The organism is uncultured Flavobacterium sp. (genome assembly GCF_963975515.1).
GTDB lineage: Bacteria > Bacteroidota > Bacteroidia > Flavobacteriales > Flavobacteriaceae > Flavobacterium.
This window is the reverse complement of the sequence record NZ_CAXBGY010000006.1, coordinates 46,230-71,466: the sequence shown is the minus strand read 5'-3', so window position 1 is coordinate 71,466 and position 25,237 is coordinate 46,230. Positions and strand designations below refer to the sequence as shown.

Here is a 25,237-nt window from a genome sequence, read left to right as displayed (position 1 = left end):
TAGTTTTTAATTATTTTTTAGGATTATCTAATTGTTTTAGGTCAGTAACTTCCGGTTTAATTTCTGTTCCTTCCGTAACAATTCCAACACCTTCTACTAAGAATTTATCATTTGGATTTAATCCTTTGTCTACCACAAAATACTTTCCACCAGGAACTGCACGAACTTCAATTGGAACAAATTTTACTTTGTTTTCATTGTCTACTATTAATGCAATTCGTTTGTCTTGTAATTCTACTGTTGCGTTTTGAGGAATTAAAATCACATCTTTCAAATTGGTTGGAATTTGAATCGTTCCACTTCCTCCAGAACGCAATAATCTATTTGGATTTGGAAAACTTGCTCTTACATTAAACGAACCCGTTTGTGCGTTAGCTTGACCGCTAAAAGTTTCTATTTTTCCTGATTCATTATATGTTGAACCATTACTTAAAACTAAATTTACTGCAGGCATTTTTCCAATTTTATCTTGAAAAGTTTTTCCTTCAGCATTCATCATAATGTCTAATTGTTCCTTTTCATTTATTGAAAAATAAGCATATACTTTACTAATATCTGAAATTCGAGTTAATGGCTCAGCTGTTTGACTGCTTACATAGCTTCCAATTCTAAGAGGTAATGTTCCTACAATTCCGTTTACCGGACTTTTAATAGTCGCATAGTTTATTCTTGCGATTATGCTTTGATACGTACTTTTTACACTAGCTAAATTTGCTTTTGCTGATGCTAATTGTACATCACTTATAATTTTGCGCTCCACTAAAGGCATTAAACGATTTACTTCAACTTGTGCAGCGTCTACTTTTGCTTTTGCAGCTCCAGCTTCTTGTGTTGCCGTTTGCGTTTCTAATTTAAAAAGCAATTGACCTTTTTTTACTTCTTGACCTTCATCAACATATATTTTTTCAATATATCCATCTACTTTTGCGCGAATATCTATGTCAGTAATTCCTTCTAATTTAGTTGGATATTCTGCAATTAACGTAGTGTTATCTTTTGAAACTTGTACTACTTTATATGGTGCTGGTGGATTTTCTTTTTTATCTTCTTGTTTGTTATTACAAGAAAGCAAACTTATTGCTAGTAATAAGCTGCTTAAAAAATATATTTTCTTTTTCATTTTCAAACTAGTGTTTATTGGATTGGTTTTTAATTTCTATTTCTTTGAATTTATTTATGGTAGTTGTTAAAAGTTGTTCTGCTTTTAACATATGTTCTTTATAAGCATAACTGTTTTGAAGATTTATTTCTTCTTGAGAACAAGTATTGTTTCTTTCCCTGTAATTAATAATTTTATCAATTAATACATTTTCATTGTTTACTAAAGTCAAATAATTTTCTAATCGCTGACTTAAAGGGGCTGCTTTGAAATACTTTTTTCTATCACCAACTATTGTGAAATAATTAATTTTTTCCATTTTTTGAAGTAAATTCAAATTGGTAGAAATTGAACTTTTACTAGCTTGCATTTTTCCGACTAAATCTTCAAATGTCAATCCGCTTTTACAACCATCAATTATTAATGTTCCTAATATTCTTGCTGCTAAAGGTGGAATATTATATAGTTGTTCAAAATGAACCCCTAACAGTTCTATAATTTCTAGTTTTTCTTGTTGCATGTTAAAAATATTTTTGCAAAGATAAATTAGGTTCACAAAACACCGAACTAACCGAACATAATTTTTTGTTAAACTTTTTTGAGCAAAAAAAAATCAGCTTTCGCTGATTTTTATTCTTTTAATATTTCAATATTGACTCGAATATGACCACCATAACGGTCAGGTGCAATTTTCATAAAAGCTTTTTTAGATAAATCAATATGCCTTCCTTTAACAAAAGGCCCTCTATCAGTTACTGTTACAGTAACAGATTTTTTAGTTTTTATTGAAGTAATTTTTAGCCTTGTTCCAAATGGAAGTGTTTTGTGAGCACAAGTAAGTTCTTTGTTGTTAAAAATAGCACCACTTGCTGTTCTTCTTCCTGTAAACCTATCAGCATAGTATGATGCATGAGCGTTCTCTTGAAACATTTCAACATTAAAGTCTATAGTGTCAACTTCAATTGTATCTGCTATTTTAACTGTATCATATAATGACACATTTTTTTTAATATTAATTTTATTTGCTGAATTAGTTAGACTAAGCAAAGCTATAAATGATACAAAAACCCCAATTAATATATTATTTTTCATAATAAAAATTTAAAGCAAACATTAAAAATGAAACTTGTTATTTAGGTTAAGATTTTTGCATGACCCATTCAACAACTATGCCATCCAACTCGACCAAGGTAATCTTGATAGTATTAAGAGTAGTCCTAATGCGTAAAAAACAGCAATTTTTTTAAATTTTCCGTTTTGACTTTCTTGTTTTTTATGTTTAGACCAGCCTATTGTAATTAAAACAATCGCTATAATATTAATAAGAGGATGCTCTAACATAGTCAATCTTAATTCAGCATTTTTCATTGCTCCTTCAATTGCAAAAGCTTTAAATCCTTTTTCAGAAACAAAATATAAAATCAAACCAATCAAAAGTTGAATATGACAGAAAATTAACGCAAAAAGGGATAATCTTAAATCTTTTGCAGTAAATAATTTTTTGTTTAATAATCCATAAATAGCGTTAATAACGGCTAATAATAAAACTCCAATAGCGACAAAAGCTAGGGTTGAATGCAAAGATTGAATTGTTTGATACATAAAATTAGTTTGTTTTGGTTTTAACAAATATAGTAAAAAATAAAAACCCTTTTAACTTTTTTGCTAAAAGGGTATAAAGGTATATTTAGAATTTTTTATTTTAAATATTGATTCAATAAAAAAGAGGTTGAATTGTCATGATTTTTTACATCTTTGGTATTTATTTCATCTAAAATTGAATTAGCTAATTGCTTACCTAATTCGACGCCCCATTGGTCGTAACTGAAGATGTTCCATATAATTCCTTGTACAAATATTTTATGTTCATACAGCGCAATTAATGAGCCTAAAGTTTCTGGTGTAAGTTTGTTTATTAATAAAGTATTTGTTGGATTATCTCCTCTAAACACTTTAAATGGCAATAAAAATGCTGCTTTTTCTTTTGAAATTCCTTGTTTTTCAAATTCGTCTTTTACTTCGCTTTCAGATTTACCCATTAATAAGGCTTCTGTTTGAGCAAAAAAGTTTGACATTAATTTATCGTGATGGTCTTTGTTTGCGTAAAGAGATTCTTTGTAGCCTATAAAATCTGTTGGAATTAATTTTGTTCCTTGATGAATTAATTGAAAAAACGCGTGTTGTGAATTTGTACCAGGTTCACCCCAAATAATTGTTCCGGTTTGATAGTTTACTGGATTTCCATCTCTTCCTATACTTTTACCATTACTTTCCATAATTCCTTGTTGCAAGTATGGAGCTAGTTTTTGTAAATATTGAGTATAAGGAATTATAGCTTCTGTTTCTGCACCAAAAAAGTTATTGTACCAAACGCTGATTAAGGCTAAAACAACTGGAATATTATTTTCAAAAGAAGTTTCTTTAAAATGAATATCCATTTTATTTGCTCCTTTTAATAAAGCGTTGAAATTATCAAATCCAACTGCTAAACTAATTGACAAACCAACTGCTGACCAAAGTGAAAATCTTCCTCCAACCCAATCCCACATTGGAAAAATGTTTTCTGGATTTATTCCGAAAGTAGTAACTTTTTCAATATTTGTAGAAACAGCAACGAAATGTTTGGCAACATCTTCTTGTCCTGCTGATTTTAAGAACCATTCTCTAATAGTTTCAGCATTTGAAAGCGTTTCTTGCGTTGTAAATGTTTTTGAAACAATTACAAACAAAGTCGTTTCTGGATTTAACTTTTTGATGATTTCGTTTACGTGATCGCCATCGACATTAGAAACAAAATGAACGTTTAATTGGTTTTTATAATATTGAAGTGCTTCCACAACCATTGCTGGTCCTAGATCTGAACCACCAATTCCTATATTTACAACATCTGTAAATGCTTTGTTTGTGTACCCTTTTTTGTTTCCTGAAATTATTTCATTTGAAAAGTTTTTAATCTTCTCTTTTACTTGAAAAATTTCTGGAATTACATTTTTTCCATCAACTAGAACTGTATCATTTTCATTAGCTCTTAGAGCTGTATGAAGCACCGCTCTATCTTCTGTTTGATTTATGTTTTTACCTGAAAAATAAGATTGAATTGCTTCTTTTAGACCTACTTCATTGGCTAATTCTAAGAGCAAATCAATAGTTTGTTGAGTAATATTATTTTTTGAGTAATCAACTAAAAAATCTTCCCATTTAATATGAAATTTTTCAGCTCTTTGAGCATCGTTGGCAAACATTTCTTTGATAGAATTGTTTTGCATATCATAATAATGTTCTCTTAATTTAATCCAAGCTTCAGTAGTTGTTGGATTTGTATTTTGCAATGCCATAATCATTATTCATCTTTAAATTTCAATGCAGTTATACTGTCTAATTCTTTCTTTAAAGGAGTTATAATTGCCATATATTTTCCTTTTTCTTTTTTATCCATTGGTTCAGAATTAGGTAAATTTAATCGCAATGGATCAACTTGAACGCCATTTTTCCAAAAACGATAACAAACATGTGGTCCTGTAGCCAAACCTGTACTTCCTACCTTTCCAATAACCTGACCTTGTGATACACGTTGTCCATTTTTTACTAAAATTTTAGACATATGTAAATATTGAGTCGAATAAGTTGGAGTATGTTTTACTTTAACATAATTTCCGTTTCCAGCTGTATAACCTGTTCTTTCAACTACTCCAGAAGCAGTTGTTTTAATTGGTGTTCCGTGTGCTGCTGCGTAATCAGTCCCGTTATGGGCTTTCCATCGTTGTTGAACTGGATGAAAACGTCTTCCTGAAAATTTTGAGGAAATTCTAAAGAAATCTAAAGGAGCTTTTAAGAACATATTTTTCAATCCTTTTCCTTCTTCATCATAGTAATCTGGATTTTTTTGATTTTCAGACATTTTGTATGGAAAAGCATAGATTTTTTTTCCTTTATATTCGAAATAAGAACCTTCAATAGCTACAACACCATCATAAATTGAATCTTGAATAAAGCGTTCTTTGATAGTAATTGCAAATTTATCACCTTTCTTGATTTTAAAGAAGTCGATTGAATATTCGAATATTTTTGCCAATTTTGAAGCAACTCCAGCACTAACACCTTCTTTACTTAATGTTTCTGACAAAGAACCTTCAATCTCAGCAGCTATAGTTCTTCTTTTTATTGTTGAGGGTCGAACTTTTTCTTGAACAACCAAAGTTGAATCTCTAAAATCAACAACCAAATAACTAGTTTTATCTTTTACGTAAACAAAATATTTTAAGTCTTTCTTATTCTTTTTATCTAAAAACAAATAATAAGGTTTTCCTGCCTTAATAGAGCGAAGGTTAAAAGAATCTTTAATTTTTTCTGTTACTTGAAAAGTAGAGTTATTATTTAATTCATAACCCTCTAAAATTGTACTAAAAGTGTCTCCAGATTTTAAAGTATCTATTTTGGTGAAATAATCATTAAATGTTATTCCAAAATCTTTTATAATTAGTTCTGGTTTTTCAACTGGTTTTTTTACTAGAGGTTTTTGTTCTTCTTTTTTACAAGAAAATAAAGTTATAGTTAATAGTATATAAAGTAAGTATTTCAAATCGTTTGTATTGTTAGGTTTATTCGCCCCATGTTGCTAATTCATCTTTGGTCCATAATTCAGGGAAAAATATCCTTCGTTGGTATTTTGGATGCATGTATTTTTGCCAATTACTTCCACCCGTAGCTTCTGCGCTTCCTAAATATTTTTTTGCAGCATTTAAGTGTCCCATTACCCAAGTAATGTTTACTGTTTTGTCAAAATGACGCATTGCTTCAATAAGTTGTGGGTTTTTTTGATCTAATTCTGGCAGTTGTTTGAATTTTTGCCAAATATTAATTGTGTTATATTCTTCCATGTGACGAAGAAATTCAGCTTTATATTTTCGTTCAAATTCTAAAAGAAGAAATGATTTTTTACCCGTTGCATGATCTTTTCCTGCAGCTTGCCAATATAAGTGTTCAAAAGCATGTTCGAAAGGTGTATTTCTATCAATTGTAGCTCTAAAACGATAATCAATAAGGTTAATTAAATCTGTTGAAGCAAATTCAATCATACGATATTGAGCACTTTGAAAACCACTTGCTGGCGTTAATGTATTTCTGAATTTCATATATTGATCTACTTCCATTCCATCACCCATAATATCGAATGAAGTTGTAAGCATATCAAAATACCGAGAAATTCGCATTAATCTTTCGGTAAAATATTGTGTAGAAAGTTTTTCGAAATGACAAACTTGATTAATTTCCCAAAGTATCATTTTGAATAACAACTCATTTACCTGATGATACATGATAAAAACCATTTCATCAGGCAAAGTTGTTCTTTGTGTTTGAAGGTTTAGAAGTGCATCTGTTTGGATATAATCCCAATACGTAATTGGTTTTGCCCAAAGAAGACCTTCTAAATGTACTTCAGTTTTTTGATCTATTTTTTGAAACTTTTCATCTAAAACTTGAATTATTTTTTCAATTTCTGGATTTATTTCCATGTATATTATTTTTTGACTTTAAACGTATGTTTTAGTCCTTTGTATTCGTAAAGATCTGCTTTAAGCGAACCAACAGCTAAGCTTGCTTTAATTCGAACTGGAACTTTATTATCATCGTCTGAAACCCAGATGGTTAAACTTTCCTCTTCTTTAAAAACTCTACCTGCTTGAACTAAAGGTCTAAACACCATACAAGAAACTTTTCCAAATTTAGTATTTATATCTTCTTTTCCAATATATTTTAACTTAAACTTTGTCGTTTCATCATCAAAAAACATATCAATGGATATTGATTCACCCTCTTTAAGTTTATCAATATCTTGATGATTTCTTAAATAATAAAATGAAGAAACAATATCTTGAATGTTTTCGGGAACTTTAAATGTTTTTTCAGTATTGTTTTTGTAATCTTTTACAAGCACTGAATTATTTGCTTGATTAAAAAACCCTTCTTGGTATTTTGTGTAACCTCCTTCATCAATTTTTCTTAAGAATTGATAAGGTTTACCTGTTTCTTTATCAAAAAAACTTTGATAATCATCACTTACTTTAAAAAATGCTTTTGTAATACCTGTTGTATATCCTTTTCCAACAACATGATGTACTTTTTTATTATTTCTTATAGCATCTTTGATTTCTAAAGTGGCATAACCTGCTGTAACTAGGCCATAATGAATTCTTAGTTTAAAATATTCACCCGTAGTAAAAGAGTCCTCTTTTTGAGTAAATGAATTTGTAAATATGAACACTAAGGTTAGTAAAATAAATTTTTTCATAATATTTAATTTTTCTTTTTACATAGAAAATGCAATTTCTGTACCAAACTTACAAAACAAAAAAACGCAGTCCAAAAAAGGACTACGTTTTTATGCTATTAACCAACCAAAAAACTATAAATTATGAAAATTTATTTCATTTAAAAGGAACCACCCTTCCAAATGCGAGTGCAAAAGTAGTATGATAATTACATTATTCTTACTTATTTTTTGACTTTAACATTTTTTGCTGATTATTATCTATCAAAACAGCTTATTTTTTGATAATATAAAAAAATAAGCGTTTTTTATAACGTTCCTCGCAATGCTTGTTCTCTTTCAATTGACTCAAAAAGAGCTTTAAAGTTACCTGCACCAAATCCACGTGCTCCCATTCTTTGAATTACTTCAAAAAACAAGGTTGGTCTATCTTCTATTGGTTTTGTGAAAATTTGCAATAAATAACCTTCTTCATCGGCATCAATCATAATTCCAAGACTCATTAACATATTAATATCTTCTTGAAGTTTGTGGTTGTGTTTTTCTAATCTAAAAGGAACATCGTCATAATAAGCTTGAGGTGGCGTGCTTAAAAATTCTATTCCTCTAGAACGCATATCTGCAACTGTTTTTAAAATATCATCTGTTGCAACTGCTATATGTTGCACTCCTGAACCTTCGTAAAAGTCCAAGTATTCTTCAATTTGTGATTTTTTCTTTCCTTCGGCTGGCTCGTTTATTGGAAATTTAATTCGCCCATTACCATTAGACATAACTTTAGACATTAAAGCTGAGTATTCTGTTGTGATTTGTTTGTCATCAAACGATAGGAAGTTTACAAATCCCATTACATCTTCGTACCATTTTACCCAAGTATTCATTTCATTCCATCCTACATTTCCAACCATGTGGTCAATGTATTTTAGACCTGTTGGTTCTGGGTTATAGTCAGATTCCCATTTTTTATAACCCGGTAAAAAATCTCCTTTATAATTTTTGCGTTCTACAAACATGTGAACTGTTTCACCATAAGTGTATATTCCGGCACGAACTACTTCTCCAAATTCGTCGGTTTCTACAGTCGGTTCCATATACGATTTTGCACCACGTTTTGTAGTTTCTTCATAAGCACTACGAGCATCTTCTACCCAAAGAGCAACAATTTTTACTCCATCTCCATGTTTTTTTACGTGTTCTCCAATTGGCGAATCGCTTTTTAATGCTGTTGTTAAAACCAAACGTATTTTGTCTTGTTTCAACACATAAGAGGCTCTATCTCTAACTCCTGTTTCTAATCCTGCATAAGCATGAGATTGAAATCCAAAAGCTGTTTTGTAGAAATGAGCTGCTTGTTTTGCATTTCCAACATAAAACTCTACATAATCTGTTCCCATTAAAGGAAGGAAATCTTGTGCTCCTTCAAATATTTTTTCTAAACCGTAGTTTACTGATTTTACTTCTTTACTCATAATTTTAGTATTAAGATGAAAGTATTAAGTATTAAGACTATTTATAGTCTAATGCTATTCTTTCAAAATTCTATTATATTTTAAATTTAAAAAGTGTTTACTCTTTTCTCTATGTTTTTTATTCTTTTATTTATCTAACCAAGATTGAAAATACGTTTCGTCTGCTATTTTCATTGCTTCCTCAGTTACCATTAACGGTTTGAAAGTATCAACCATTACGGCTAACTCTTCAGTCTCCGTTTTTCCTATACTCCTTTCAGCTGCACCAGGGTGTGGTCCATGAGGAATTCCTGCTGGATGAAGTGAAATATTACCTGGTTCGACATCATTTCTACTCATAAAATCACCATCAACATAATAAAGTACTTCATCTGAATCGATATTACTGTGATTGTATGGAGCTGGGATAGATTCTGGGTGATAATCGTATAAACGTGGCACAAATGAACAAATCACAAAGGCATCTGATTCAAAAGTTTGATGCACCGGTGGTGGTTGATGAATTCTTCCTGTAATAGGTTCGAAATCGTGAATAGAGAAAGCATAAGGATAATTATAGCCATCATAACCTACAACATCAAAAGGATGAGAGGCATAAACCATTTCTATGATTTCGTCTTTCTTTTTGACTTTAATAACAAAGTCTCCTGATTCGTTATTTGTTTCTAGTTCGTATGGACGACGAATATCTCTTTCGCAAAAAGGAGAATGTTCTAAAAGCTGTCCAAACCAATTGCGATAACGTTTTGGAGTGTAAATAGGTCGACGAGATTCTACAATAAAATGACGATTATCTTCTGTGTCGAAATCCATTTTATAGATAATTCCTCTTGGGATAATTAGATAATCACCGTATTTGAAATCTAAATTTCCATAAATAGTTCTGAGTTTACCTGAACCTTTATGGATGAAAATCATTTCATCTGAATCGGTGTTTTTATAGAAGTATTCTGTTGTTTTGTTTTGTGGTGCCGAAAGTACAATGTGACAATCTGAATTTGTTAGCACAATTTTTCTACTTTCTAGGAAATCCTTTTCTGGACTTACCTGAAATCCTTTTAACTTATAGGATTGAATGTTATTTTCTTTAGCAATTTTTGGTGCAACGCTATATTGTTTTTTAATTTCTTTTACTTGCGTTGGTCTTTGCTCATGGTAGGAATTTGTTGACATTCCATCAAACCCTACTGTTCCAAACAATTGTTCATAATACAAATCTCCATTTGGTTTTCGAAATTGTATATGTCGTTTGTGTGGAATTTTTCCTAATGTGTGATATAGTGGCATTTCTTTTTGTTTAAAAATTTAAAATCTTAAAGTTTATGGCTTCCCATGCTTTAGTTAACAATCAAAAAGAATTCATGTCATTCAGGATTTCTCTTGATGAGGAGTTTTAAGTGAACTAATAAATTATCCCAACTTTTCATTACTACAAATATCGGAAAAAAAATTTAATTTATTTAAAACCAGTAACCAATACTAAACCATGTAAAATGATCCCTAGTTTCTGGTGACCAAGAATGCTTAATTTCTATAGGTCCTAGTAATGAATCATAGCCATAACCAATTGCATATCCTGAGAATTTTGGGTTTGAAAACCAATCTGTTGATTCAAATATTTTATTTCCAATATTAGCATAATTGGCTGTAATGTTAACATAGTTTTTCTTTAATATCTCATATTCAACCATTGCAGAACCTTTAATATAACTGCTTCCCGAAAGGCTTAGGAAATCATAGCCTAAAAAGTGTTGAAAATTATTGATTTTATTATAGCCATAACCTCCTAAAATAAAATCGAAATAAGGTGTGGTTCTTTCTCCAATAATAGAACCTAATTCTGATTGTAATTTCAACGAAAGTTTTTTGTAAAAAGTTTTAACAATACCTACATCTCCTTTTATTGTTGAAAAACGTTGAAAGTTGTTATTGAAATTTGATGAAAATAAATATGACTTTATTTCCCCATTTATGTACCAACCTGATTTTGGAAAATATTTTTTATCAAAAGTGTCATATTTTAAATTTCCGAAAACAGAAAAATAATCACTCTTATCAAAAATAGGTGTAAGATTTTGTAATGTAGGTGATTGAATTTTTAAATGTTTTAATTCTACACCAGTACCTACTAAAAATAATTTACTAAAAATTGTTTCAACAAAAACTTGGTTTGAAAAATCTGAAAAATCAATATTAATTGAATTAATATCTAAATCTGAAAAAATTGTTCCTTCATTAAAATCGTTTTGAATATTTTTATTAAAGGTATTTAATCTTGAATTAATACCAAAACTCCAATAAAAACCATTATCAATATAATAATCAAAATTATATCTAAAATTATCTCCAAGAATTATATCTAACGAAGCTACGTCATTCTTAGAAATTAATTTTTTATGTGTAAGGTTGATTAATAATGCGCTTTTATACAAATCATCATAATGCATTCCGAATTTGATAAATGTATTTACTTGATTTTCTTTTAAGTTAAAAGTTAAATTGTCATTATCATCAAAACTATATAATATTGAGCTATAATTATCTGTAGCATTTAGGCTATTAATCCCTTTTTCAAACTTATTAAATGAAATTTTGTTATTTTGTTTGAAGTTTAATTTTCCTATAACATATGCTCGGGTATAATTATTAAGATCATTAATACTAATGTTTTTAATGGATATTGAGTCACAAACTGCTGTTTTTTCTTTATGAATTTTATTATTTGATTGAAGTTTAACTAATTTTTCTAATTGAGGAATTGTTGCTTCTTTACCTTTTTTAATAATTGCCTCACTTTTGTCAAATGAAAGCACGGACAATCCTTTAACATCAGGCTTGATGTAAATATCTGTAAGAAGTATTTTATTTTTCATTTTTTCAATAGTATTGAAATTAGAAATTTGCATTAAAACACTTGTTACACTTTGTAATTCTAATCGATCTTTTAAACCTTCTTGAACATCAACACCTATAACAATATCTGCACCTAGTCTTCTTAGCTCTTCTACTGGGTAGTTGTTTTTAACCCCTCCATCAACCAACAATTTACCTTCAATTTCAACTGGATTATATAATGTAGGTAATGCTCCACTTGCAATCATGGCTTTAGCCAATGTTCCTTTTTTCAATAAAACTTCTTCTCCAGTTTCTATATCAGTAGCTACACAAAAAAACGGAATAGGTAATTTGCTAAAATCTTTAATATCTTTTACATGATAAGTTAACCGAGATAAAGTATTGAAGTTATACATTCCTTTTGATAAACCTCTTGGAGAAGAAATTTTGAATTTTTTAAAAGGTAATGTTAGTAAGTAAAGTTCGTCATTTCGTTTTTGATTAAATCCTTTAGAACTTCTTGGTACAAAATCTTGAATTAGTTTATCAACGTCCATTTGAGAAAATGCATATTCAAGCTCTTTTCCCGAATAACCAGAAGCATATAATCCTCCAACTATTGCTCCCATACTCGTTCCACCTATATAATCTATTTTTATATTTAAAGAATCTATTATTTTTAAAACTCCTATATGAGCCAATCCTTTTGCTCCACCACCAGAAAGCACTAATCCAATTTTAGGCTTTTGAATTGAATCTTGTGAATAAGAGGCATTAGGTAATAAACAGAAAGCAGAAAGTAGTAGACAGAAAGCAGAAAGCATAATTCTGCTAAGAAAAGTTTTTTCTTTCGCATCTTGCTTCTTGTTTCTTGTTTCTTGCATTTTATTCTTTTCTGTAAAATTCGGTTATTTTTTTGGCTTTTGAAAGTCCAACAACATCAGATATTTCTTTTTCTGAAGCTAATTGCAATCTTTTAACACTTTTGAAATGTTTCATTAATGTAATCATAGTTTTCTCACCAATTCCAGGAATAGATTCTAATGAATTCGTCAAAGCAGCTTTGCTTCGTTTATCTCGATGATGCGTTATTCCAAATCTGTGTGCTTCATTCCTCAGAAATTGAATAATTTTTAATGTTTCTGATTTTTTATCTAAATATAATGGAACTGAATCCCCTGGGTAAAATAGTTCTTCAAGTCGTTTTGCGATTCCAACTATGGCAATTTTCCCTCTTAAACCTAAATCATCTAGGCTTTTTAATGCTGAAGACAATTGACCTTTTCCACCATCAATAATTATCAGTTGTGGCAATGATTCGTTTTCGTCCATCAAACGCTTATATCTTCTATAAACCACTTCTTCCATAGAAGCAAAATCATCTGGGCCTTCAACCGTTTTTATATTGAAATGACGGTAATCTTTTTTGCTTGGCTTTCCATCTTTAAAAACCACACAAGCGGCAACTGGGTTTGTTCCTTGAATGTTAGAATTATCAAAACATTCAATATGTCTTGGCTCAACAGAAAGACGTAAATCTTTTTTCATTTGAGCCATAATTCTATTGGCATGTCTATCTGGATCAACAATTTTGATTTGTTTCAACTGATCCATTCGGTAATATTTGGCATTTCGAATTGATAAATCTAAAATTTGTCTTTTATCGCCTAATTGCGGAACCGTTATTTTTAAGTTTTCACCTAAAGATAATGGAAAAGGCAAGATAATCTCTCTAGACAATAATTTGAATCGTTCTCTAAGCTCAACAACAGCAAGCTCTAATAATTCTTCATCTGTTTCTTCTAGTTTTTTCTTGATTTCCATAGTGTGCGAACGCACAATTGCTCCATGAGAAATTTGCAAGAAATTGACATAAGCCATAGTTTCATCTGAGACTATTGAAAACACATCAATATTTGATAATTTTGGATTTAAAACAGTTGATTTTGCTTGATAATTTTCTAAAACTTCAATTTTTTCTTTAACTTTTTGAGCGGCTTCAAATTGCATATCTGCGGCAAACTCTTTCATTTGAATTTTAAATTCTTTTAAACTGTCTTTAAAATTTCCTTTTAAAATTTGACGAATAGCTTCAACTTGTTTCTGATAATTTTCTAATGATTCTAAACCTTCACAAGGTCCTTTGCAATTGCCAATATGGTATTCTAAACAAACTTTATATTTTCCTGATTTTATATTCGCTTGAGACAAATCATAGTTACAGGTTCGTAAGGGATATAGTTCTTTAATCATTTCTAAAATTGTGTTGACAATTTTAAAATTAGTATAAGGTCCATAATATTCAGAACCGTCTTTTGTAACTCTTCGTGTCGGAAATATTCTAGAAAAAGGTTCGTTTTTAATACAAATCCATGGATAAGATTTATCATCTTTTAATAGAATATTATATCTTGGTTGTAGTTTTTTAATCAGATTATTTTCTAATAACAAAGCATCAGATTCTGTTGCGACTACAATATGTTTAATCGAAACTATCTTTTTAACTAAAACGCTAGTCTTATAATTGTCATGGTTTTTTGTAAAATAACTCGAAACTCTTTTTTTTAAATTTTTGGCTTTACCGACATATATAATCTTGTCGTCTTTATCAAAATATTGATAGACACCAGGGTTATCAGGCAAAGTTTGTATTTGAAGTTCGAGTGAAGATTTGTTCATTTATTTTATTTGAAACACTTAATCCACAAATTTACATAGATTTTTATAGTACTTCTATTTTCTTAATAGGAATTTCTTACTTTTAACACTTATTATCATTTTATGAAAAACAATAAAGTTATAGAGCTTTTAGGAGAAACTATTTTACCTGGTGAAAGCAAGACTATTGAGGTTGAAATTGCCAAGTTACACACCATGACAAAACTTAAAATTCCAGTAATTATTGAGCGTTCTAAAATAGATGGACCAACTGTCTTATTTAGTGCGTGTTTGCATGGTGATGAAATAAACGGAACTGAAATTGTAAGACAAATTATTAGAAAACAAATTAACAAACCAAAGTGTGGCACGATAATTTGTATTCCAATTATCAATATTTTTGGTTTTCTTAATCAAACTAGGGAATTTCCTGATAAACGAGATTTAAATCGTGTTTTCCCAGGAAGCAAAACAGGCTCATTAGCCAGTAGATTTGCTCATTTTTTAGTAACTGAAATTATTCCAAAAATAGACTATGCTGTAGATTTTCATGCAGGTGGAGCAAGTCGTTTTAATGCGCCACAAATTAGAATAGCACCAAATAATCCTGAATTAAAAGAATTAGCTTCTGTTTTCAACTCTCCTTTTACTTTATATTCTAAAAACATTTCGGGTTCTTTTAGAAATGCTTGTACTAGATTAGGTGTAAAAATGCTGTTATTTGAAGGTGGAAAATCATTAGACTTAAATGATATGATAACAGACGATGGTTATCAAGGGGCTAAAAGGTTTTTGCATCATTTAGATATGTTAAATCCTAAAAAAGAAGCTAAAACTGTTGCTAAAAAAACTATTTTCATAGAAAAATCAAGTTGGGTAAGAGCCAATTTTTCGGGTATGTTTCATGGGATTATAAAGATTGGAAGTTTTGTTAAAAAAGGTGATGTTTTAGCTACTATTTCTGACCCTTTTGGGAAAGTAGAGCACAAACTAAAAGCACCAAGTGATGGCTATATAATTAATGTAAATGATGCTCCAATTGTTTATCAAGGTGATGCTGTTTTTCATATTTCTACTAAATTAGAAACCCAAAGCTAACATTTATCATGTTTTGAGCCACTCAATTAGGTTAGTTTTGTCAACAAAACTATCACAATGTACTATTGGAAAAAACTTTCGCAAGAAGAACGCAAAAATAAAATTGAGCAAGCTCTTCAAAACAATATAAGCTTTTCTAAAGATATTTCACTAGGTTATCCAGCTTCAAAATTAGATGGACAAGTGTTTTATGACGATGCTCCTTTCTTAAGAGATGCCCCAACTTTACAAACTTATGTAGCTAACCCAAATAATATTGGTTGTCACACTTTTGGTGATTCTGAAAGCGCTTTTGGAGGTACACAAGAAATCGAAAGAGAAGTTTTAAATGTGCTTGCAGTAGATATTTTCAAGGTAGAACCTAATGAGTTTGATGGCTATATTGCTCCTGGTGGAACTGAAGCAAATATTCAAGCTTTTTGGATTTACCGCAATTATTTTATGAATAAATTTGATGCAACTTTAGATGAAATTGTACTGATTGCCTCAGAAGACACGCATTATTCTATTCCGAAAGGAGCCAATTTACTTCAAATTGATAGAATTAGTGTTCCAGTACATTTTGAAACTAGAGCTATAGATGAAAATAAGCTAGAAGAATTATTGGTTAAAGCCAAAGCAAATGGTAAAAAATATTTCATTGTAGTTTCAAATATGGGAACAACAATGTTTGGTTCGGTTGATAATCCTGATGCTTATACTTCACTTTTAGAAAAACATCAATTGATTTATAAATTACATATTGATGGTGCTTATGGCGGATTTGTTTATCCTTTTAACAATGAGAATTCAGTAATAAACTTTAGCAATCCAAAGATAAGTTCTATTACGATTGATGCTCACAAAATGCTTCAAGCTCCTTATGGAACAGGGATTTTTATTTGTAGAAAAAATTTAATTGAAAACGTAATTACCAAAGAAGCTAAATATGTTGAAGGAATGGATTTAACCCTTTGCGGAAGTCGTTCTGGTGCAAATGCTGTTGCGGTTTGGATGATTTTATTTACTTATGGTCCTTTTGGTTGGTTTGAAAAAACTAGTGTTTTACAAATGCGAACTCAATTTTTATGTAATGAATTGGATAAATTGAATGTAAAATATTTTAGAGAACCTTTCATGAATATTGTTACGATTCAAGACGAGTATGTGCCTAAAGCATTAGCTAAAAAATTCCATTTAGTACCACAAGAACACCATGGAGAAAATAAATGGTATAAAATTGTGGTGATGAATCACGTAGAAGTCGAACATTTGACTATTTTTATAGACGAATTAAAAGCGACTATATATGTTGAAGAAGGAATTAAGAATTAAGTATAGAGAATTAAGACAAAATCTAACTTTTGAAGAAATTGAAGAAAAGAGTTTAGCTATTGCGAATCAAATATTGAAATTAGACATTTGGGAGAACACTTATTTTCACATCTTTTTACCTATTGAAGAGCAAAAAGAAGTCAATACAGAATACATTCTAACTATTTTACAGGCAAAAGACAAAGAAGTTGTGGTTTCGAAATCAGATTTTAAAACTACTTCTATGCATCATATTCTTTTGACTGATAATACAAAAATCAAGAAAAACGAATACAATATTCCTGAACCAATAAATGGTTTGCCTGTTCCAACCGAAATGATTGATGTGGTTTTTGTGCCTCTTTTAGCTTATGACAAGCAAGGAAATCGCGTTGGATATGGAAAAGGCTTTTATGATAAATTTCTTTCAGAGTGCAAGCTTAACGTCATTAAAATAGGCTTGTCTTTCTTTGAATTAGAAGAACTAATTGAAGACACTTTTGAAACCGATATTAAATTAAATTTTTCTGTGAATCCAACTGGAATTATAAAATTCTAAATTTTATTTAGCTAAGATATGATTTTCTCCAAAAGCCTTCTTATTAAATACAATTAAGATTCCAACTCCAACAGAGATAGCGAAATCGGCTACATTGAAAATTGCATTAAAAAAAGTAAACGGTTTTCCGCCAATAAAAGGAACCCATTCTGGCATTGGATAATTTTGAATAAAAGGGAAATAAAACATATCTACAACTTCACCATGAAACCAAGTTCCATAATTATCTTGTGCAAATAAAGTCGCTACTTGATGATAACTATCATTAAAAAGAACGCCATAAAAGACAGAGTCAATAATGTTTCCTAAAGCACCCGCAAAAATTAAAATTATAGCAACAATTAAAAATTTTGAACCTTGTTTTTTAAGAGAATCTTGAAGCCACCAAGCGATTCCAAAAACAGCAAAAATTCTAAAAACAGTCAAAATTATTTTACCATAATCTCCAGGAATTTCTGCTCCCCAAGCCATTCCTTCATTTTCTATAAAATGAATTCTAAACCATTCAAAAACTTTCACTTCTTCATTTAGGAAAAAGTTAGTTTTGATATAGACTTTAGAAATTTGGTCAATTAAAAGAACAATAAATATATAGAGATAGGCTTTTTTTAAAGACATTTTTTAAAAATTTAATTCACAAAAGTAATAGATTTTATCGTATAAAAAAACGCTCTTTTTTATAAGAGCGTTTTTTTAATATTATTTTAGGTTTTATTTCCTAATTAGTTGATAACGATATCATCTAATTGCATTGTAGTTGTTGGGCCAGAAGCACCACTTCCTAAATATTGGAATACGAAAAATCCGTTTCCAGTAATTGCAGCAGGAATATTATAAACTCCACTATTAGTAAAAGCTGAACCATAACCGCTAGTGTTTCCAGAAGAAATCGTAAAACTTGATGTAATGTCTACTAAAGTTGCCGTTGTAATTTGACTACCTGGAACATAATTAGTTGTGTAAAACACTTTAAAAGCAGCTCCATTGTTATATCCATCATTTGTTTTGAATGACAAAGTATTTGCAGCAGTCATGTCAACTGGAACAATAAATAATGATTTGTTAATTTCTGTATTTCCACCACCAAAAGAAGACATTTGAATGTATGAATTACCTCCGAATGATTTTGCTTGCCAATATCTGCTACCTTGAGCGGCATCATTAATATACTTTGGAAAGCTTTGTTGGTTAACAGTGTAAGTTGTAAATGGTTCGTTTAAAGTTGAGTTATAAACAATATTAGTTCCAACAATTGGTGGGAAAAAATCAAGATCTAAACGATCATTTGGTAAATTAACATCATTAATAGTTCTTACCATAAATTGGTAATCATTGTTATATTTAGTTAAAACACCTCTAATTTTTCCGCTTCCACTTGGAATTGAATTTGAAGCAAAATTAGCAAATTCACTAACTCTTACAATAATAGTTTGTCCAAATTCATCTGTAATTAAGTGATTAGTTGCTCCTCCAAAACTGTTTAAAGTAGTGTCGAAAAAAGTCTTACCTAAAGAAGCATCTGTAAATTGAACATTATTAAATTCAATTAACATATTTAAATATTGATTGTTTTTTGCATTTGAAACTGTTAAGTTTTTTATAATGTCGTTTTCATTTACTTTAGTACATCCTCTTTTTAAAACATCATTATATTCAACACCGCTAATTCTTCCAACATTACCATTATATAAATTACCAATAATAGTAGAGCTTTGTGAAGTTGCTACGTAACGATCTTTCATTTTAATGTAAACCAATCTACCTGGCTCATATTGATTAAATAAGTTGTAGGTATCAACTGGCATACTAAAGCCTTTTGTTCCATCAACAGATTGAAAAGAAATTGATTTATAAAAATTTCCTCCTTCATCGCTTGACGTTACATATGCTTCAATGATGTCATCATTTTCATATTTTGTTGCTGTTGAAGTAGCCGCATTTGTAATTTCTGCAACTGTCTTTGTTGCAGTTAAATTAACACACTCAGAAGATAAATCTGGCGTATTATACTCGTCACTATTTACACAACCTGTAAAGATTGCCAAAAGTGAAATTAATAATAAATTTTTTGTTTTTTTCATAGCTATTTAATTTTCGTAAATTTTGATATCGTCTAATTGAAAAGTAGTTGTTGGATTTGCAGATTTACTTCCTTGGTATCTGAAAGCGATTCTTACATTTGTTCCTTTAAAACTGCTTATATCCATTGGCCCACTAGATATTTTCACATCATTTTGAGTGCTGCTTGTTGGAAGTGTTGGATTTAATTCTGTCCATGTAGCAGTAGTAATTCCTGGAATTGTACCATCATAATCTTCAGAAATGTAAACTTTTAATACGCTTCCATTATAAAAACGATTTACTGAGTTAAAAGACATTACTTTACTATCTGAAGCAGATAAATCAATTGAATTTGTTATTAGCCAAGCATCATCTGTTGAACCAGCAACAGAATAAAAAGAAGAGAATTCAGCAAATTTACTTCCACTAAATGATTTTCCAGACCATACACGAGTTCCTGATGTATTAGTATTTATCCATCCTTCAAGATTAATTGCTATTTCATTTGACCCACTACCAGCGGTAATTTCTTCAAAATTTTCAGCAAATAATACTGGCTTAAGCGTTGGAATAGCAAAGTCGTCTTCTTTAACACAACTTGTGAAAACAGTTGTTATTAATGTAATTAATACAATTGGTTTTATAAATATATTTTTCATAGTTCTTTTTTTTAGATGTTAAGGTAGAAGTTCAAGAAATAAGTTCTTCCGTATCCATAAAAGTATTTTGGACCAAAAGTTCTAGTTCCACTTACTAAATCTTGTTGTAAATCTGGGAAAGTCGCTTTTCTTGACTGTTCAAAACCACCTGTTTTATATTCAATATCAAACACATTGTTTATAGAAGCGAAGAAACCAACTGTGTTTCTATTTTTCTTGCTAATTCTCCATGATTTTCCACCAATAAGATTTACTAATGTGAAAGAATCAAATTTCTCTTGTTTTAATAATTTTCTAACTGTTGCTTCATCGGCACCATCATAAGAAATTCCAGCATTATCAAGTGTAAAGTTCTCAGTTCTTAAAACATTAGAAACATCAATATAACTATCTGCTAAATAATTTACGTTTGCTCCAATCCACCAAAACTTAGGAGATCTATATTCTAAACCTAAAGAGTAAGCTTGTTGAGGCATACCTGCTTGTTTGTAATCTTTTAAATAAGACTTACCAAATGAAGTTAAAGGGTTTGGATTTGTAGCAGTTGCTTGAGCATCATCATTAATATATAAATTTGGATTGTTATCATATATATATTGTCCGTAAGAAGCAGCACCATTTACTTTAACTGTTGATGTAATTTGATATTCAATACCTAATTCAGCACCAATATTCTTTTTATTAATACCTGTTACGATTTCACTAATAAAAGCATCTTCATCTCCAACTACATCAGAAATATTCTCTGCATAATAGAAAGATATTTCTCTAGTATTTTGAATTTTAGTCATGAAACCAGTAAGTCTAGCTTTTAATTTTGGAGCTCTAATGATATAACTTGCGTCTAAACTCATAATATTTTCACTAACTAAATCTGGTGTATAGTTATTGTTTAAACGAGCATTAGAGAATGTATTTCTTAAATTTGGTGCTTTTGTTAAATATCCACCATTGAAACTTAATAAATGACGTCCCGTAATTTTATAAGTCAATCCTCCTTTGAAACCAAAGTTTTCAAAATTCACTTTTTCACTATCTCCAAATGAGTTGTTCGCAAAAATTCCGTTTCTGTATAAACCTTCTCTTTGGTATTCAGTTCTTGAGAACGATTGAGCTAAATAAAAATCTACCTTATTATAAGAAAATTTAAATTGTGTAAAAGCGTCAGCAACAGTTGCATTTAAATTATAATTATACCCATATGTGTCTCCTTCGCCAATTTGTCTGTTAGGATTATTTAAATCTGATTGAGAAGCATCACCAACATAGAATTGATCAATATCTAAATAATAACTTCCACCCATTAAATCAATTAAATTTTGGAAATTATGTGATTTTAATTTTTTAAACGAAACACCAGCATTTAAGCTAACATTATCAGATAAACTTGAAGTCAAGATTGAATTTGCACTAAATTGATCATCATCTGTTCTGTCTTCGTATAAAGCATAAATACTTCTTCCAGGAAAGGAACTGTTTTGGTTAGCAATATACATTGCATTCCAATCAACCTGACTATTGTTTAGGAAGAAATTTTTCGCGTTGTCTGCTCCTATTTGATTTGGAGTGTAATTACCGTCATTATCAAATGTATTTAAAAAATAACTTGGTAAATTTCTGTAATATGTTGGGTCAGGGTTATTTCCGTTAGTATAATCTACTCTTGAGTTACCTATTGATCCTGTTTGGTATGATACATTAGTGTTTAATCTATTGTTTTCGTTCATTTTCCAATAGTGAGATAAAATTACCATTGGTTCTTGAATATCTTTATCTCTTGAATTTCTTTTTTTACCGTTTTGGTATCCCCAATATGAATTATAATCAACACCCATTAAATCAGTAACCTCTTGCGTATTAGGTGAGCTTTTTCCTCTACTGTTTTGAGCAAAAATTGAAGTTAAATTTAAACTGTGTTTTTCATTAATTTTTTTCTCAACACTTGCAAATAATGAATTTGCACTGTAATCTGTTCCTTGAAAATAACCTTCTTGAGCCCATCTTCTAGAAGCAGAAAGTGTATAAGCCCAACCGTCTTTGTTAAATCCTGAAGCATGAGTAGCCATAGCTCTCCAACTATAGTTTGTATTTGTTCCAGAAAAAGTAACTCTATTTCCTGGTCTGTAAAAAGAAGCTCTTGTGTTAATTTCTTGAGTTCCTAATATATTACCAAATGTATAATCAGATGGAGTTGTCCCCATAGAAAATTCTTGGTTCCTTGTAGCGTCATTTAAACCACCCCAGTTACTCCATTGTGGTCTTCCATCATAAATTTTATTCATGGTCAAACCGTTAATCATAGTAACACCATATTCATTATCTAAACCACGAACTCTAAATCTAGCTTGTCCCCAGTTAAAAGCTGCTGCTTGTTGAAATACATCTCTTGTAGCTTGTAATAATCCCGAAGTACTTTCAGAACCACTATTGTCGTCACCTAAATCATTTTCTGTAATGGTAACTAAACTCATTTGTTTTTCTGTTGTAATATCTTCTTCTATAACAACTGTTCCTAAATCTAGTAATTCTCCTTCTGTTAATTCTAATTGAAACACTTGCGTAGTGTACCCTGTGTAAGTAACAATTAAAGAATGATTTCCTGAAGGCATTTTGTCAAATTTAAAAATTCCATTAGAATTTGACACTTTAGACTGGTTAGTACTTTCAATAGTTAACACAACGTTTTGAAGTGGTTTTAAAGTTTTAGAATCAATTACTTTACCTTGTAAACTAGCCTCTTGACCAAAAACAACCATTGTTTGTATTAATATTAAAATACTTAATAATAGTTTTTTCATAAAAAATTAATGTTTAAATCGTATATTAAAGTTATGTTAAGAACTACACTTAACAGACTGCAAATGTACAACTTTTAATAATATTATCTACCTTTGGCATCGTCTTTGAGTAAATTTGATATTAAAATAACATAACACCTATGAAAATTAAACAATTAATTATTGCCTTTATATTAGTTATATCAGTAAATAAAGGGGTTTCGCAAGAAAAAAAATTTGAATTACACACCATTGCTTTTTATAATTTAGAAAATCTATTTGACACAATTAATGACCCTACAATTAATGATGAAGAATATTTACCTTCAAAAGGATGGACTTATAAAAATTACAAAAAAAAATTAGATAACTTAAGTAGAGTTTTAGTTGAAATTGGCACAAATGACCAACAAAGAACAAGCCCTACTATAATTGGTGTTTGTGAAATTGAGAACAGAAGAGTTTTAGAAGATTTAGTAAAACAACCAAGGTTAATCAATAAAAATTATAAAATCGTTCATTTTGACTCACCAGACAAAAGAGGAATAGACACTGGATTCTTATATGATCCATTACACTTTACTCCTACTAGTTATAATAATGTTCCTTTATATGTTTATAAGGATGAAAATGCAAAGTCAAAAAAAGAAAAAAATGAAGAAACTGATGACTCAGAGTCAATTGATAAAAAATCAAATAGAGTTTATACTCGTGACCAATTATTAGTTACTGGCCTATTGGATGGTGAAGAAGTTAGCTTTATTGTTAATCACTGGCCATCTCGTTCAGGTGGAGAAAAAAAGAGTAGCCCATACAGAGAAGCTGCTGGAGCTTTAAATAGAAAAATTATTGATTCATTATTTAAAATAAACCCAAAAGCAAAGGTTATAACAATGGGTGACATGAATGATGGGCCTTATAATAAAAGTATAAAAAAAGAAATTGGTGCAGTTGCTAAAAAAGAAGATTTAAAACAATTTGGTGTTTTCAACCCAATGGAAGACATGTCTAATAATGGAATTGGTTCTCTAGCATATAGAGACTCTTGGGATTTATTTGATCAAATTTTATTAACTGAACCATACATTAATAAAGACTATTCTTCTTGGACGTTTTGGAAAGCTGGAGTTTATAATAAAGATTTCTTAATCCAAAAAGAAGGTCAATATAAAGGTTACCCATTGAGAAATTCAAATGGTGTTCCAGGATTTAGTGATCACTTTCCAGTTTATGTTTATCTTATTAGAGAACAAGGTGCATTTAAGAAAGTAGTTACTAATGTGGTTTCTAACAAAAAAACCATCTCGTTCACTAAAAACAAAGAAGGTAAAATTGAAGTTCCATGTACAACGAACACAAACGCTTCTAGTTTTGTATATGATGCAGATGTTGAAGACATATTAATTTCAGGAAAAGAAGCTTTGTTTTTATTAAAAACGGGGAAAGTTAAACCAGAAAATTATTCTGGTCAACAAGCTTACTCTCTTTCTGACGGAAGAATTCCAGAAGGTTCAACGTTATTAATTGACACTATTGAATTTAACGGGTTCACTTTAAACAATGTTACTGCAGTAATTACAAATAGTATTTCATCTGATTTAGTAATTGGAGAAAACTCACTAAGCACTCTAGGTAAAGTTGAAGTTAACTACAAAGAAAACACACTTTCAATTACAAAATAATAGTATTATTACATATAAATTTAAAGGTTAGTTAACGCTAACCTTTTTTTATTTTTAGTAACTTAGCAATCATAATATTTAAAACATGGCAATACAAAAACCATTCAACCTTAATAAATGGATTGAAGAAAATAGAAGCTTACTAAAACCACCAGTTGGTAACAAAAATTTATATGTGAGTTCAGGTGATTATATCGTAATGATTGTTGCTGGACCAAACGCGCGAAAAGATTACCACTATAACGAAACCGAAGAATTATTCTACCAATTAGAAGGAAACATCACGGTTTACGTTCAAGACAATGGCAAAAAAAAAGCCATGAAATTAGAAGCTGGTGATATGTTTTTATTGCCTGCAAAAGTTCCTCATTCACCTGTTCGTGAAGAAAATTCAATAGGATTAGTTGTAGAACGAAAACGTGCTGGACAAGATATTCCTGATGGATTACTATGGTTTTGCGACAACTGCAACAATAAATTATATGAGGTTTATTTTGAATTAGAAGACATAGAAGTTGACTTTCTTGCTCATTTCAAGCATTTTTATGGTTCTAAAGAATTAAGAACTTGTGATAATTGCGGAACAGTTATGGAAACAGACAAACGATTTGTAAAATAATTTTTTGAAGCTATTTACTTCGTCAGTCGCAAGCTTGTGTCCAGCTATTCACTATATCTTTTCATCTTTTTTGTGAAAAAGATAAAAAAGGATGCCGTTGCTATCTGGGCTAGGGCAAAATCTTAAAAATTTACAATTCATTGTGTAACAACAATTGCAA

Annotated in this window: 20 protein-coding genes and 1 pseudogene; 5 read left to right on the top strand and 16 right to left on the bottom strand. The window is 30.0% G+C overall.

Features of this window, described 5'->3' with window-relative positions:
• Nucleotides 1–10 precede the first annotated feature (10 nt).
• The 12 genes from AAC008_RS08545 to uvrC all read right to left on the bottom strand — a co-directional run bounded on the left by AAC008_RS08545 (nt 11) and on the right by uvrC (nt 14,350).
• Nucleotides 11–1,120 carry an efflux RND transporter periplasmic adaptor subunit gene (locus tag AAC008_RS08545; RefSeq protein ID WP_339888757.1) on the bottom strand — a complete coding sequence of 370 codons (1,110 nt, stop codon included), beginning with the start codon at nt 1,118–1,120 and terminating at the stop codon, nt 11–13.
• A gap of 7 nt (nt 1,121–1,127) precedes the next feature.
• Entirely contained in the window at nt 1,128–1,619 is a 492-nt protein-coding gene (locus tag AAC008_RS08540) for a hypothetical protein (protein WP_339888756.1), read from the bottom strand.
• Between the two features lie 110 nt (nt 1,620–1,729).
• Nucleotides 1,730–2,191, bottom strand: coding sequence for a septal ring lytic transglycosylase RlpA family protein (locus AAC008_RS08535; protein ID WP_339888755.1), 462 nt, complete (start codon nt 2,189–2,191; stop codon nt 1,730–1,732).
• Nucleotides 2,192–2,266: 75 nt separating this feature from the next.
• Entirely contained in the window at nt 2,267–2,701 is a 435-nt protein-coding gene (locus tag AAC008_RS08530) for a hypothetical protein (RefSeq protein ID WP_339888753.1), read from the bottom strand.
• A 95-nt stretch (nt 2,702–2,796) separates the two neighbouring features.
• Nucleotides 2,797–4,434: a glucose-6-phosphate isomerase gene (pgi, locus tag AAC008_RS08525; RefSeq protein ID WP_339888752.1), complete on the bottom strand. Its 1,638-nt coding sequence runs from the start codon at nt 4,432–4,434 to the stop codon at nt 2,797–2,799.
• 5 nt (nt 4,435–4,439) lie between these two features.
• Nucleotides 4,440–5,678, bottom strand: coding sequence for a peptidoglycan DD-metalloendopeptidase family protein (locus AAC008_RS08520; RefSeq protein WP_339888750.1), 1,239 nt, complete (start codon nt 5,676–5,678; stop codon nt 4,440–4,442).
• A gap of 19 nt (nt 5,679–5,697) precedes the next feature.
• Nucleotides 5,698–6,612, bottom strand: a complete 915-nt coding sequence (locus AAC008_RS08515; protein WP_339888749.1) for a tryptophan 2,3-dioxygenase family protein — start codon at nt 6,610–6,612, stop codon at nt 5,698–5,700.
• 5 nt (nt 6,613–6,617) lie between these two features.
• Nucleotides 6,618–7,388 carry a DUF3108 domain-containing protein gene (locus AAC008_RS08510; protein WP_339888747.1) on the bottom strand — a complete coding sequence of 257 codons (771 nt, stop codon included), beginning with the start codon at nt 7,386–7,388 and terminating at the stop codon, nt 6,618–6,620.
• Between the two features lie 287 nt (nt 7,389–7,675).
• A complete protein-coding gene (hppD, locus tag AAC008_RS08505; RefSeq protein WP_339888746.1) occupies nt 7,676–8,836 on the bottom strand; it encodes a 4-hydroxyphenylpyruvate dioxygenase in 1,161 nt (386 codons plus the stop codon).
• Between the two features lie 126 nt (nt 8,837–8,962).
• A complete protein-coding gene (locus tag AAC008_RS08500; protein WP_339888745.1) occupies nt 8,963–10,123 on the bottom strand; it encodes a homogentisate 1,2-dioxygenase in 1,161 nt (386 codons plus the stop codon).
• A gap of 173 nt (nt 10,124–10,296) precedes the next feature.
• Nucleotides 10,297–12,555 (bottom strand): patatin-like phospholipase family protein, encoded by a 2,259-nt coding sequence (locus AAC008_RS08495; RefSeq protein WP_339888744.1) that lies wholly within the window; start codon nt 12,553–12,555, stop codon nt 10,297–10,299.
• Nucleotide 12,556: 1 nt separating this feature from the next.
• On the bottom strand, nt 12,557–14,350 hold the full coding sequence (gene uvrC, locus AAC008_RS08490) for an excinuclease ABC subunit UvrC (protein WP_339888743.1): 1,794 nt from the start codon (nt 14,348–14,350) through the stop codon (nt 12,557–12,559).
• A 102-nt stretch (nt 14,351–14,452) separates the two neighbouring features.
• Between uvrC and AAC008_RS08485 the strand changes: the two genes are divergently transcribed.
• The 3 genes from AAC008_RS08485 to AAC008_RS08475 are packed head-to-tail and all read left to right on the top strand — an operon-like array spanning nt 14,453 to nt 17,279.
• Entirely contained in the window at nt 14,453–15,427 is a 975-nt protein-coding gene (locus AAC008_RS08485) for a succinylglutamate desuccinylase/aspartoacylase family protein (RefSeq protein WP_339888742.1), read from the top strand.
• A gap of 57 nt (nt 15,428–15,484) precedes the next feature.
• Nucleotides 15,485–16,741, top strand: a complete 1,257-nt coding sequence (locus AAC008_RS08480) for a pyridoxal-dependent decarboxylase (protein ID WP_339888741.1) — start codon at nt 15,485–15,487, stop codon at nt 16,739–16,741.
• Nucleotides 16,716–17,279, top strand: coding sequence for a 5-formyltetrahydrofolate cyclo-ligase (locus AAC008_RS08475; RefSeq protein ID WP_339888739.1), 564 nt, complete (start codon nt 16,716–16,718; stop codon nt 17,277–17,279). Before AAC008_RS08480 ends, AAC008_RS08475 begins: the two co-directional genes overlap by 26 nt.
• A gap of 3 nt (nt 17,280–17,282) precedes the next feature.
• Here the strand turns inward: AAC008_RS08475 and AAC008_RS08470 are convergent, their stop codons facing one another.
• The 4 genes from AAC008_RS08470 to AAC008_RS08455 form a co-directional block, all read right to left on the bottom strand.
• Nucleotides 17,283–17,897 (bottom strand): lipoprotein signal peptidase, encoded by a 615-nt coding sequence (locus AAC008_RS08470; protein ID WP_339888738.1) that lies wholly within the window; start codon nt 17,895–17,897, stop codon nt 17,283–17,285.
• Nucleotides 17,898–18,001: 104 nt separating this feature from the next.
• The gene (locus AAC008_RS08465) at nt 18,002–19,360 is read right to left on the bottom strand and encodes a DUF5689 domain-containing protein (RefSeq protein WP_339888736.1); all 1,359 of its coding nucleotides are present in this window, start codon (nt 19,358–19,360) and stop codon (nt 18,002–18,004) included.
• Nucleotides 19,361–19,366: 6 nt separating this feature from the next.
• Complete coding sequence (locus tag AAC008_RS08460; protein WP_339888734.1) at nt 19,367–19,999, bottom strand: choice-of-anchor J domain-containing protein; 633 nt, start codon at nt 19,997–19,999, stop codon at nt 19,367–19,369.
• 11 nt (nt 20,000–20,010) lie between these two features.
• Nucleotides 20,011–22,797 carry a TonB-dependent receptor gene (locus tag AAC008_RS08455; RefSeq protein ID WP_339888733.1) on the bottom strand — a complete coding sequence of 929 codons (2,787 nt, stop codon included), beginning with the start codon at nt 22,795–22,797 and terminating at the stop codon, nt 20,011–20,013.
• A 140-nt stretch (nt 22,798–22,937) separates the two neighbouring features.
• On the opposite strand from AAC008_RS08455, the pseudogene AAC008_RS08450 reads away from it, so the two are divergent.
• Together AAC008_RS08450 and AAC008_RS08445 are read left to right on the top strand one after the other, a co-directional pair.
• Nucleotides 22,938–24,026 (top strand): annotated as a pseudogene (locus tag AAC008_RS08450) (endonuclease/exonuclease/phosphatase family protein); the annotation flags it as partial.
• A gap of 517 nt (nt 24,027–24,543) precedes the next feature.
• Nucleotides 24,544–25,077: a 3-hydroxyanthranilate 3,4-dioxygenase gene (locus AAC008_RS08445; RefSeq protein ID WP_339888731.1), complete on the top strand. Its 534-nt coding sequence runs from the start codon at nt 24,544–24,546 to the stop codon at nt 25,075–25,077.
• The last annotated feature ends 160 nt before the right edge of the window (nt 25,078–25,237 follow it).